The following is a 12,048-nucleotide window of genomic DNA, read 5'->3' as shown; positions in this document are numbered from 1 at the left end:
GGTCTCGAACTGGCACTGACGTCGCGCGCTCCGGCCACATACGATCCCTCTGATTCGCCAGCGGAACGTTCGGGAGCGCACCACGATGTCGGCCCCTTCGCCAGGGACAAGCACGCGGTTCCGCCTTGCCCGCATCACGGGGCTGGTTCTCGGCAGCCTGGTATTCCTGCACGCCTGTGAGCGCAGTAAGAGCGCTCTGCTCAGCGATGTGCGGGTGGAGGTGGCGGTCGCGGTCGCCCTCGCGGCGGCCGCGCTGGCCGCGGCGTGGTTCGAGATCAAGTTGCGAGCGCTGGAGGAGGACGCCCGCCCGTCCTGGGACGACCCCGACGAGGACGAAACTCCCAGTTCTGGGAATTTTCGCGGCCGAGCCGGGCACTCGGCCGACCCGGCGTACGGCACCGGCCGACGAGCCGCGCGCAGCGGCGTCGGCGCGCGGCCTGCGCTCGCACCCGACCCCGAGGACGACGACCAACCCGAACCGGGGCGCGGCGATCTCGTCGCCGGGATAGCGCGGACATTGCGGATCACCCGAAGCGATACCTCGGACGACCGGCAGCCACTGCTCCCGCTGGGCGCGATGACGAAATGGCTGCGCCGCATCGACCCGGACGACGAGGGCGACCCCGGCGAACTCGACGACCACGACGAGACGGAACAGGTCACCCGCACCGAGACGGGCGAACTCGTCATCGAATCGAGCAGGCGAACGGTGCGGGCGAGGATCTCCCGTTCCGGCGACCTCGTCGTGCACGGCCGCGGGCACAGTGGCGCGCCGCCGCGCTCCGAATGGAAGTGGACGTTCCAGCCCGACACATTCCCCGCCATCCGCGCCGCGCTCGGCGACGGGCACGGCGACCTGCTCGACCTGCTCGAGGAGACCGTCCCCTGGCTCGACGCCGGAGCCCGCCACGACCCCGGCGCATGGCTGCGCGCGCACGACATTCCCGCGACCTATCGGGAGAAGGGCGTCAGCGCCGCCCAGGAAACCCGCGAACTGCCCGTACTCCAGCCGGGGCGTCCTACGGGCAGGTCGCCCCGGAAGCCGCCGCGCGACACGTCCGGCGCCTCGCGCACGCCCCACCGAGCCGTGGACGCCCGATCCCGCCGCGAAGAATCCGCCGCGCGATCCCCCGAACCACCGCCCACGCGAGCCGAAAGGCGCTCCACCCAGCGCAGCAGCGACGATTCGCGGTCCTCGTCCCGGCGGCACGATGCCGATCGAGTGCGCGGGGACGCTCCCCGGTCCCCCGGACGACACCCGTCCGCCGACGACGCTTCGCCCCCGCGCCGCTATCGCGAGGACCCCGAACCCGCCCGGCAGGGCCGACGATCCCCGCGGAGCGGAGGCGCGGATCCGCTCGGCCGCCCTACGCCGGGCCGTCCCGATCTGCCGCGACGTCGGCATCAAGCGCCCGCCGACAACCCGCGCCATGCCGGCGCACAGCCGGAGGAATACGACGACGCGGATGCCCGGCGGCCGCGAACAGGTCGGCAGGCCGGGCGCAGGGATAACCCGCAGACGCCCGCGGACCTCGAGGCCAGGACCAGACGGCGAGAGCGACCCGAGCCTCCCTACCGCGACGGCCCGCCCGACCCAGGTCCGGAACGGACCTACGATCAACCGCCGCCCGGCCGCCGCCATCGCGGCGATCAGCGATCACGGCAGGAAACCTCGCACGAGTCCTCCCGGCGCGGCTGGTAGGGAACGAAAACGGCGCTGCCACCCGATGGATCGGGTGGCAGCGCCGTGAAGCGAAGCTCAGCTCATCCGATGGGTGAAACGGCCGTTCTCGAAACCGGCCACCATGCGGAACGCGAGGACCGCGCCCCACGGGCCGATCACCCAGATCGGCCAGAAGTAGGTGAAGGCGCCGACGCTCAGCGAGATCGCGCCCCAGATGACGAGCACCAGCAGGCTCACGCCGAGCCAGGTGCTGCCTTCGATGCGCTGCCAGATCGGAATGCGCGGGCGCGCGGCAGCCGGTGCGGCGGCGTCCTTGCCGAGGTCCGGCAGATCGGACAACACCGCGCGCAGGTCCTCGCGATCGGTGGTGGCGTACACCTGGGCGACGCGCTGGTCGTATTCGGGCAGATCGAGCCGCCCGTCTGCCATATGCCTGCCGAGCAGGCGCACCACGGCGTCGCGTTCGGCATTCGAGGCGCGGGTGCCGGTGGAGATGTCCATGCCTGGTCCTATCGACGGTTCCACCCTCCATAGTGGAATATGACTCCATCATAACCCTCCAAAGTGGAATGTCAACCTGCGGGCTGATTCCCGCCGGAAACGCGCGCCTCGACGCCATCCGGCGGTAGGGTTCCATCAGGAACAGCTGTATGGACAGGTGTTCAGCTCGCGGGTCCGCCGAGCGGCCGGATCCGCGTCCCGACGAACTCGCTCAGGAGGCACAGGTGTCGGAGACCGTCCGCGGGGTCGTGGCCCGCAGCAAGGGCGCACCCGTGGAGATCACCGAGGTCGTGATCCCCGATCCGGGCCCGCACGACGTGGTGGTGCGGGTGCGGGCGTGCGGCGTCTGCCACACCGATCTGCACTATCGCGAAGGCGGGATCACCGACGACTTCCCGTTCCTGCTCGGCCACGAGGCCGCCGGGGTGGTGGAGACCGTCGGCGCCGCGGTCACCCACGTGGCGGAGGGCGACTACGTGATCCTCAACTGGCGCGCGGTCTGCGGTGAGTGCCGGGCGTGCAAACGGGGCCGTCCCTGGTACTGCTTCGACAGTCGCAACGCGAGCGCGAAGATGACGCTCGCCGACGGAACCGAGCTGGCAGCGGCTCTCGGCATCGGCGCGTTCGTCGACAAGACCCTCGTGCACGAGGGCCAGTGCACCAAGGTGGATCCCGCCGCCGACCCCGCGGTGGCGGGCCTGCTCGGCTGCGGCGTGATGGCGGGCATCGGCGCGGCGCTGCACACGGGCAACGTCTCGATCGGCGACAGCGTCGCGGTGATCGGCTGCGGCGGCGTCGGGGACGCGGCCATCGCCGGGGCCGGACTGGCCGGTGCGAAGACCATCGTCGCGGTCGACCGCGACGCCCGGAAACTGCGCTGGGCCACCGACTTCGGCGCCACCCACACGGTCGACGCCACCACCGAGGACGTGGCCGAGAAGATTCGGGAGTACACCGACGGGTGGGGCGCCGACGTCGTCATCGACGCCGTCGGGCGGCCGGAGACCTGGAAGCAGGCGTTCTACGGCCGCGATCTGGCCGGCACGGTGGTTCTGGTCGGCGTGCCGACCCCGGAGATGACCATCGAGATGCCCCTGCTGGACCTGTTCTCCCGCGGCGGCGCGCTGAAGTCCTCGTGGTACGGCGACTGTCTGCCGGAACGCGACTTCCCCACCCTGATCGATCTGCACCGCCAGGGACGGCTGCCGCTGGACCGCTTCGTCACCGAACGCATCGGCCTCGATCAGGTGGAGCAGGCCTTCGCCGAGATGCACACCGGCGAGGTGCTGCGCTCGGTGGTGGTCTGGTGACCGCCCGGATCGACCGCGTCGTCACTTCCGGCGACTTCTGTCTCGACGGCGGCACCTGGGCGGTGGACAACAACATCTGGCTGGTCGGTGGTGACGACGAGGTGGTCGTCATCGACGCCGCCCACGACGCGGACCCGATCGTCGCGGCGGTCGCCGGGCGCACAGTCCGCGCGATAGTCTGCACCCACGGGCACAACGATCACGTGACGGTCGCCCCCGAACTGGCCGAGCGGCTGAACGCCCCGATCCTGCTGCATCCCGGAGACGAGCCGCTATGGCGCATGACCCATCCGGAAGCCGAATACCGGCCACTGGCAGACGGTGATCGGATCACCGTGGCCGACAGCGAGATCCAGGTGCTGCACACACCCGGCCACTCCCCCGGGTCGGTCGCGCTGCATCTGCCCGACGCGAAGGTGGTGTTCACCGGCGACACGTTGTTCGCCGGTGGGCCCGGCGCGACCGGCCGCTCGTTCTCCGATTTCGGCACGATCATCGAGTCGATTCGCGAACGCCTGCTGACGCTTCCGGACGAGACCACGGTCCATACCGGACACGGCGATTCCACGACCATCGGCGCGGAGAAACCTTTCCTCACCGACTGGATAGCCCGCGGCCACTGAGCGCTTCGGGCGGCACACGGCTGCACCGCGCGGGTCATCCGCGGTAGGGATACCGGCGATCCAGATCCAGATTCACCTGGAGGACGTCCACCCGCGGCTCACCGAGGAACCCCAGCGTCCGGCCGCTGGTGTGCTGGTCCACCAGGGCACGCACCTGGTCTTCCGAGATTCCGCGCGCCTTCGCGACACGGGACACCTGGATGGCCGCGTACTCCGGAGAGATGTTCGGGTCCAGTCCGCTACCGCTCGCGGTGACGGCATCGGCCGGCACCGCCGGATCGGCGGGCGCGTCGCCCCGGATCGGGACGACGCGCCCGGCCGAGTAGTCCTGCCCCGGTTCGGCGCAGTCGACCCGGACGCCGTGGTAGGCAGCGACGAATGGCCGCGCCGGGCACGCCTCGTTGACGCTGACGACCCGCACGGGTTGTGAAACGTCCCCATCGCGGTCACGCGGTCCGAGCACCGCGAGGACCGCGCCCACACCATCTTTCGTGCAGAACGGACGGCTGCCGTCGACCCCCTCACGGTCGCCGACCTCCTTGCTGCGGGCGCACACCGTGGTGAGCAGACTCACCCGTGCCGGCGTGTCGACGATGTCCTCCGGTCCGAGATTGCTCGCGGCGGTGGACATCGGGTCGTAGCCGGCACCGGCGGCCGACGGACGGCTCTGGAAGTACTGCAGCAGAGCCGCTCCGCCGGAGTCGGTGAACGATTGCCCGATCAGGCCGGAGCCCACGGTCGTTCCGTTCACCTCGACCAGCGACCCGTCCGCTTTCTCGTGCAGGCCGGGAAGCTGGGCTACTGCGAAAACGGCCAGGGGGTACACGATTCCGGTGATCGCCGTGAGCGCCAGCAATGCGCGCACAGCGGCCAGATGCTGCCGGATCCAGGTTGAAAAGCGCATGTCAGGACATCCCGGGGAGGAACTGGACCACGAGGTCGATGAGTTTGATGCCGAGGAACGGCGCGACGATGCCCCCGAGCCCGTAGACGGTCAGGTTGCGGCTGAGCAACTTCGACGCGTTCGACGGCCGGTAGCGCACGCCGCGTAAAGCCAGCGGGATCAACGCCACGATGACTGCAGCGTTGAAGATCACCGCGGACAGGATCGCCGACTGCGGGCTGGACAGCCGCATGACGTTGAGCAGGTCGAGACCGGGGAACAGCGGCACGAACAGCGCGGGAATGATCGCGAAGTACTTGGCGATGTCGTTGGCGATGGAGAACGTCGTCAGCGCCCCGCGCGTGATGAGCAGTTGCTTGCCGATCTCCACGATCTCGATCAACTTGGTGGGGTCGGAATCCAGATCGACCATGTTGCCCGCCTCTTTGGCGGCCGACGTACCGGTGTTCATCGCGACGCCCACGTCGGCCTGCGCCAGCGCGGGCGCGTCGTTGGTGCCGTCACCGGTCATCGCGACCAGCCGTCCGCCCTCCTGTTCCCGTTTGATCAGGGCCAGCTTGTCCTCCGGCGTCGCCTCGGCGAGGAAGTCGTCGACGCCCGCTTCGTCCGCGATCGCCTTGGCGGTCAACGGGTTGTCGCCGGTGATCATCACCGTGCGGATGCCCATGCTGCGCATCTCGTCGAACCGCTCGCGCATGCCCTGCTTCACCATGTCCTTGAGGTGGATCACACCGAGCACCCGGGCAATACCCCCGTCGACCTGGCCGACGACCAGCGGCGTGCCGCCCGCGGCGGAGATTCCGTCGACGGTCGCGCCGAGCTCGGCGGGCACCGAGCCACCCTGAGAGCGCACCCACTCGGTGACCGCGCTTGCCGCGCCCTTGCGCAGCAGGCGGCCTTCGACGTCGACGCCGGACATCCGGGTCTGCGCGGTGAACTCCACCCAGTGGGCGTGGCTGAGTTCGCCGGGCGTGCGCTCCCGCAGACCGTAGGCCTGCTTGGCGTAGACCACGATGGAGCGGCCCTCGGGCGTCTCGTCGGCCAGGCTGGAGAGCTGTGCGGCGTCGGCCAACTCCTCCTTGCTCACGCCGGGCACCGGGGCGAAGGCCGCCGCCTGGCGGTTGCCCAGGGTGATGGTGCCGGTCTTGTCCAGCAGCAGGGTATTCACGTCTCCGGCGGCTTCGACCGCCCGGCCGGACATGGCAAGCACATTGCGCTGCACCAAGCGGTCCATGCCCGCGATGCCGATCGCCGACAGCAACGCGCCGATGGTCGTGGGGATCAGGCACACCAGTAACGAGACCAGCACGATGCCGGTGACGCCGTGCGCGTCCAGCGCCGAGGTGTCCGGCACACCCGGATTGTTCGACTTGCTGAAGATCGCCATCGGCTGCAGCGTGACGACCGCGAAGACGAAGATGATCGTCAGAGCCGCCAGCAGGATGTTCAGCGCGATCTCGTTCGGCGTCTTCTGTCTGCTCGCACCCTCCACCAGCGCGATCATCTTGTCGATGAAGCTCTGCCCCGGCTCCTGGGTGATCCGCACGACGATCCGGTCCGACAACACGGTGGTGCCGCCGGTCACCGCCGAGCGATCACCACCGGATTCCCGGATCACCGGAGCGGATTCGCCGGTGATCGCCGACTCGTCGACCGAGGCGATGCCTTCCACGACGTCGCCGTCACCCGGGATCACCTGCCCGGCCTCGACCACGACGTGATCGCCGCGGCGCAATTCTGGTGCGGCGACCCGTTCCTCGACCACCCGCGCCCCCGGCGACCACTCGACCAGTCGCCGGGCGACGGTGTCGGTCTTCGCCTTGCGCAGGGTGTCGGCCTGTGCTTTGCCGCGCCCTTCCGCGACGGCCTCGGCCAGGTTCGCGAAGATCACCGTCAGCCACAGCCACACGACGATCGCCCAAGCGAAGAAGGTCGGTTCCACCACTGCGAGAACGGTGGACCACACCGCGCCCAGTTCGACGATCAGCATCACCGGGTTGTGCCAGAGAGTGCGCGGGTCGAGCTTGCGTACCGCGTCCGGCAACGAGGTCAGCAGCATCTTGGGGTCGAGCACCCCGCTGCGGACGCTCTTGTCCCGCCGCGGCCGCTCGGAGGCGGCCTGGGCCGAGGCTTTTTCGATAGCGGGACTGGACATGTCAGTGGATCCCTTCGGCGAGGGGCCCGAGCGCCAGCGCGGGCAGGAAGGTGAGCGCGACCAGGATCACCGTCACACCGACGACCATGCCGACGAACTGCGGCCGGTGCGTCGGCAGCGTGCCGATCGATGCGGGAGTGGTGCCCTGCCGCGCCAGCGAACCGGCCAGCGCGAGCACGAAGATGATCGGAAGGAAGCGGCCGAAGAGCATGGCCAGCCCCAGCGCGGTGTTATACCACTCGGTGTTGCCGGTCAGGCCCGCGAACGCCGAGCCGTTGTTGTTGGCGGCCGAGGTGAACGCGTACAACACTTCCGACAGGCCGTGCGGCCCCGAGTTCAGCATGCTCTCGCGCTGGCCCGGCATCGCCATCGCGCAGGCGGTGCCGACCAGCACGATCAGCGGACTGATCAGGAAGTACGACGCGGCCAGCTTGATCTCGCGCGGCGTGATCTTCTTGCCCAGGTACTCCGGTGTGCGACCGACCATGAGACCCGCGATGAACACCGTGATCACCGCCAGGATCAACATGCCGTACAAACCCGAACCCACCCCGCCCGGCGCGACCTCACCGAGTTGCATGTTGAACAACAACATCAGACCCCCGAGACTGGTGTAGGAGTCGTGGAACGAGTCGACTGCGCCGGTCGAAGTCAGCGTGGTGGAGGCGGCGAACGTAGCCGAGTTCGCCACGCCGAAGCGCTGCTCCACGCCTTCCATGGACATGCCGATCGCAGTCGGTACCGTCCCATGGTGTTGCAGCTGGAGCAGATTGGTCAGTGTCACGCTGATCAATGCGATCGTCCCCATCACCGCGACGATCGCGTAGCCCTGTTTACGGCTGCCCACCATCCGGCCGAAGGTGCGCGGCAGCGAGAAGCTGATCATCAGCAGCAAGAAGATTTCCACCCAGTTGGTCCAGGTGGCCGGGTTCTCGAACGGGTGCGAGGAGTTGGCGTTGTAGAAGCCGCCGCCGTTGGTGCCGAGTTCCTTGATCACCTCTTGGCTGGCGACCGGGCCGCCGGTGATGGTCTGCCGCGTCCCGCTCAGCGTCTGCGCCGCTTGGTCGTGCAAGTGGAAATTCTGGATCACACCGCCCGCCACCAGCACGAGCGCGAAGACGAAGGCGATCGGCAGCAGGATGCGCAGCGTGCCGCGCACCAGATCCACCCAGAAGTTGCCGAGATCGCCGGTGTGCCTGCGAGCGAACCCGCGTACCAGCGCCACGGCCACCGCCATGCCCACCGCCGCCGAGACGAAGTTCTGCACCGCCAGCCCGGCCATCTGCACCAGGTGTCCCTGGGTGGATTCACCGGAGTAGTTCTGCCAGTTGGTGTTGGTGACGAAACTGACCGCGGTGTTCCAGGCCAGCGCGGGCGTCATCTCGGTGCCCGGATCGTTCAGGTGCAGCGGCAACTTGCCCTGGACGAGCTGGAAGAAGAAGAGGAACAGAATGCTGACCGCCGAGAAGGCCAGCACACTGCGCGCGTACACCGGCCAGGGCTGCTCGACTTCGGGGTGCGCTCCGATCGCGCGGTAGACGAGACGTTCGACGCGCGAATGCTCGCGTCCGTCGTAGACCCGGTACATGTAGTCGCCCAGCGGCACGTGCACCAGCGCGAGCGCCAGGATCAGGGAGGCCACGAAGACGATCCCCGCGGTTGTCGTGCTCACTCAGAACCTCTCGGGAAACAGCAGTGCCGCGACCAGGTAGATCGCTGTGCCGACGGCGAGAACCAGACCGACCAGATTCGCGGTCACAACTTCTCCACCCCGCGCTGGATCAACCCCAGCAGCGCGAACGCCGCCACGGTGAGCGCGGTGAACACCACGACCGACATAACTCGTCCAACCTCCATCCGCGCGCCGGGCTTCGGCGCGACAGAGCGAGTCAAGCGCGCCCATGGCGCGTCCCGCCGGTTCCTGACAACTTCTTGACGCCCCGATACTCGGCATTTGCGGTTCGTTGACGGTTACGCGACGCCCGCAAGGATGGCGTCAAGGAACGCGGACGGACCGTCAACACCCCGTAAATATCGAGGTCCGGCCCGCTGGCGACGGTAGAAGTGGAGAGCACGCCCGGCGGGACGATTCCAGCGCGACCGGTGTCGTGACCAGGAGGGAAGAGAGGATCGCAATGTCGGCAATGCTCGTCGTCTTCGCATTCGTCTGCTGCGCGCTGGTCATCCGTGCGCTCGGGACTCGCGAACGGGCGCCGCGGCCCCTACCGGTCGTGATCGAGGCGGATGATGCGCGGCGATGACACACCATCGGTGACGATCGAGGGGTGCTCGGCCCGAGCAGCGCGACGCGCGATGATGAAGGCGTGAAACGCGGGCAGCTGCGTATCTACCTCGGCGCCGCGCCGGGAGTCGGCAAGACCTTCGCCATGCTCGGCGAGGCGCACCGGCGGCTGGAGCGCGGTCGCGACGTGGTGGCCGCGGTGGTCGAAACGCACGGCAGGGAGAAGACCGCGAAACTGCTCGAGGGCATCGAGCGCGTCCCGCCGAAACTGATCGAGTATCGCGGCAGCACGTTCACCGAACTCGACGTCGAGGCGGTGCTGCGGCGCGCTCCGGCGGTGGTGCTGGTGGACGAACTGGCGCACACCAACACGCCCGGCAGCAAACACGAGAAGCGCTGGCAGGATGTGGCGGAACTGCTGGACGCGGGGATCGACGTGATCTCAACGGTCAACGTGCAGCATCTGGAAAGCCTCAACGACGTCGTCGAGCAGATCACCGGCATCCAGCAGCGCGAGACGGTGCCGGACGCCGTCGTGCGCGGGGCGGACCAGGTGGAACTGGTCGACATCACACCGGAAGCGTTGCGGCGCAGACTTTCCCACGGCAACGTGTACGCCGCCGAGAAGATCGACGCAGCGTTGCGCAACTACTTCCGCGCGGGGAACCTCACGGCCTTGCGCGAGCTGGCGCTACTGTGGCTGGCCGACCAGGTCGACGCCGCGCTGGCCAAGTACCGGGCCGACCACAAGATCACCGAATTGTGGGAAGCGCGCGAACGCGTCGTGGTCGCGGTGACCGGCGGCCCGGAATCGGAGACGATCGTGCGCCGGGCCGGCCGGATCGCCACCAAATCCAGCGCAGACCTGGTGGTCGTGCACGTGGTGCGCGGCGACGGCCTGGCCGGGGTCTCCACCGAGCGGCTGGCCCGGCTGCGCGAGCTGGCGGCGAGCCTGGACGCCTCGCTGCACACCGTCACCGGCGACGACGTGCCCACCGCGCTGCTCGAGTTCGCGCGCGAGGCGAATGCCACCCAACTCGTCCTGGGCACCTCCCGGCGCTCGCGCTGGGCGCGGATCTTCGACGAGGGCATCGGCTCCACGGTGGTGCAGCGCTCCGGCAAGATCGACGTGCACATGGTGACCCACGAGGAGGCCCACCGCGGATTCCGGTACGCGGCTCTGCATCCGCGCCGCCCCGTGGCGGCCTGGCTCGCGGCCGTTCTCGTACCGGCCCTGGTCTGCGCTGTCAGTGCCGCCTACCTCGACGACGTGCTCGATCTCGGCGGGATCAGCGCCGTGTTCGTGGTCGGCGTAGTGGCGGTGGCGCTGCTCGGCGGCGTCGTGCCCGCGTCGTTCTCGGCGCTGCTGTCGGGCCTGTTGCTGAACTGGTTCTTCGCGCCGCCGCGCTACAGCCTCACCATCGCCGAGCCGAACAGCTTCATCACCGTGGTGGTGCTGCTCATCGTCGCCGTCGCGGTGGCGGCGCTGGTCGATCTGGCCGCGAAGCGAACCGCTCAGGCGCGCAAGGCGTCCCGGCAGGCTGAACTGCTCACCATGTTCTCCGGCGCGATCCTGCACGGCGCGGATCTGCCCCGGCTGCTCGAACAGATCAGGGAGGTCTTCGCGCAGCGCGCCGTCGGCTTGGTGGCGGGCGACCGGGTGCTCGCCGAGGTGGGCGTCGACCCGCCACGGCAGCCTTCCGAAGCGGACACCGTGGTGGAAGCGGGCGATGCCCGCCACTGGCTACTGCTGTCCGGCCGCCCACTGGCGGCCGCCGACCGTCCGGTGCTCAACGCGGTGACCAACCAGGCCGTCGCGCTGGTGCGCCAGGCGCGCCTGGCCGAGGAGGCCAGCGCCGCCGCGGCGCTGCTCGAGGCCGATCGCCTGCGGCGTGCTCTGCTCTCGGCGGTCAGCCACGACCTGCGCACCCCGCTGGCAGGCGCCAAAGCGGCGGTGTCCAGCCTGCGCAGCGACGACATCGAATTCTCCCCCGAGGACACCGCCGAACTGCTGGAGACGATCGAGGAATCGGTGGATCAGCTCACCGCGCTGGTCGGCAATCTGCTCGACTCCTCCCGGCTCGCGGTCGGCGTGGTCACGCCGCAGTTGCGGCGGGTCTACCTGGACGAGGCGGTGCACCGCGCATTGGTGAGCGTCGGGATGGGCGCGCGGGGGCTGCGGCGCGCGGCGGTGGACCGGGTCCGGGTGGAGGTCGGCGACGTCTCGGTGCGCGCGGACAGCGGCCTGATGGAACGGGTGCTGGCGAACCTGATCGATAACGCGTTGCGGCACGCGCCGCGCGCGGGCACGGTCCGGATCACCGCGGAACGGGCGGGCGACCGGGTCGCGATCGCGGTCGTCGACACCGGCCCCGGTGTGCCGCACGGCACAGAGGAGCAGCTGTTCGAACCCTTCCAGCGTCTCGGCGACCGCGACAACACCACCGGCGTCGGCCTTGGTCTGTCGGTGGTGCGCGGGTTCGTCGAAGCGATGGGCGGCACGGTGCATGCCGAGCCCACCCCGGGGGGAGGATTGACCATGCTGGTCGACTTGCCCGGCGGCGAGCCGCAGGATGCCGGCGGCACGGCCGTGGCGCACGAGACGACGAACGCGGGTGAGTGAGGTGTC

At 69.2% G+C, this 12,048-nt stretch carries 10 protein-coding genes; 4 read left to right on the top strand and 6 right to left on the bottom strand.

Annotation, left to right across the window (positions count from 1 at the left end):
* The first annotated feature begins 85 nt into the window (after window positions 1-85).
* The gene (locus tag ACWEKR_RS01065) at window positions 86-1,702 is read left to right on the top strand and encodes a hypothetical protein (protein WP_452352726.1); all 1,617 of its coding nucleotides are present in this window, start codon (window positions 86-88) and stop codon (window positions 1,700-1,702) included.
* Between the two features lie 57 nt (window positions 1,703-1,759).
* Here ACWEKR_RS01065 and ACWEKR_RS01060 read toward each other — a convergent pair whose 3' ends face one another.
* Window positions 1,760-2,185: a DUF1707 SHOCT-like domain-containing protein gene (locus ACWEKR_RS01060; protein WP_452352725.1), complete on the bottom strand. Its 426-nt coding sequence runs from the start codon at window positions 2,183-2,185 to the stop codon at window positions 1,760-1,762.
* Window positions 2,186-2,409: 224 nt separating this feature from the next.
* Here ACWEKR_RS01060 and ACWEKR_RS01055 point away from each other — a divergent pair, with 224 nt between their 5' ends.
* Both ACWEKR_RS01055 and ACWEKR_RS01050 read left to right on the top strand, forming a co-directional pair.
* Window positions 2,410-3,495: an S-(hydroxymethyl)mycothiol dehydrogenase gene (locus ACWEKR_RS01055; RefSeq protein ID WP_452352724.1), complete on the top strand. Its 1,086-nt coding sequence runs from the start codon at window positions 2,410-2,412 to the stop codon at window positions 3,493-3,495.
* Window positions 3,489-4,118, top strand: coding sequence for an MBL fold metallo-hydrolase (locus ACWEKR_RS01050; RefSeq protein WP_452353070.1), 630 nt, complete (start codon window positions 3,489-3,491; stop codon window positions 4,116-4,118). The genes ACWEKR_RS01055 and ACWEKR_RS01050 overlap by 7 nt, the downstream gene beginning before the upstream one ends.
* A 34-nt stretch (window positions 4,119-4,152) precedes the next feature.
* On the opposite strand, the gene ACWEKR_RS01045 is transcribed toward ACWEKR_RS01050, so the two are convergent.
* Genes ACWEKR_RS01045 through ACWEKR_RS01025 form a run of 5 tightly spaced genes read right to left on the bottom strand, consistent with a single transcriptional unit; the run spans window position 4,153 to window position 9,034 of the window.
* Window positions 4,153-5,022, bottom strand: a complete 870-nt coding sequence (locus ACWEKR_RS01045; protein WP_452352723.1) for a potassium-transporting ATPase subunit C — start codon at window positions 5,020-5,022, stop codon at window positions 4,153-4,155.
* 1 nt (window position 5,023) lies between these two features.
* Entirely contained in the window at window positions 5,024-7,177 is a 2,154-nt protein-coding gene (kdpB, locus tag ACWEKR_RS01040; protein WP_452352722.1) for a potassium-transporting ATPase subunit KdpB, read from the bottom strand.
* Window position 7,178: 1 nt separating this feature from the next.
* Window positions 7,179-8,849 (bottom strand): potassium-transporting ATPase subunit KdpA, encoded by a 1,671-nt coding sequence (gene kdpA / locus ACWEKR_RS01035; RefSeq protein WP_452352721.1) that lies wholly within the window; start codon window positions 8,847-8,849, stop codon window positions 7,179-7,181.
* Complete coding sequence (kdpF, locus tag ACWEKR_RS01030; protein ID WP_195084048.1) at window positions 8,850-8,936, bottom strand: K(+)-transporting ATPase subunit F; 87 nt, start codon at window positions 8,934-8,936, stop codon at window positions 8,850-8,852.
* Window positions 8,933-9,034 (bottom strand): potassium-transporting ATPase, encoded by a 102-nt coding sequence (locus tag ACWEKR_RS01025; protein ID WP_195083923.1) that lies wholly within the window; start codon window positions 9,032-9,034, stop codon window positions 8,933-8,935. Before ACWEKR_RS01025 ends, kdpF begins: the two co-directional genes overlap by 4 nt.
* 467 nt (window positions 9,035-9,501) lie before the next feature.
* Here ACWEKR_RS01025 and ACWEKR_RS01020 point away from each other — a divergent pair, with 467 nt between their 5' ends.
* Window positions 9,502-12,042 (top strand): ATP-binding protein, encoded by a 2,541-nt coding sequence (locus ACWEKR_RS01020; RefSeq protein ID WP_452352720.1) that lies wholly within the window; start codon window positions 9,502-9,504, stop codon window positions 12,040-12,042.
* Window positions 12,043-12,048 lie beyond the last annotated feature (6 nt).

Source organism: Nocardia sp. NPDC004573 (assembly GCF_053602135.1).
Note: the sequence above shows the minus strand (reverse complement) of the source record. Positions and strands in the feature narration are given on the sequence as shown.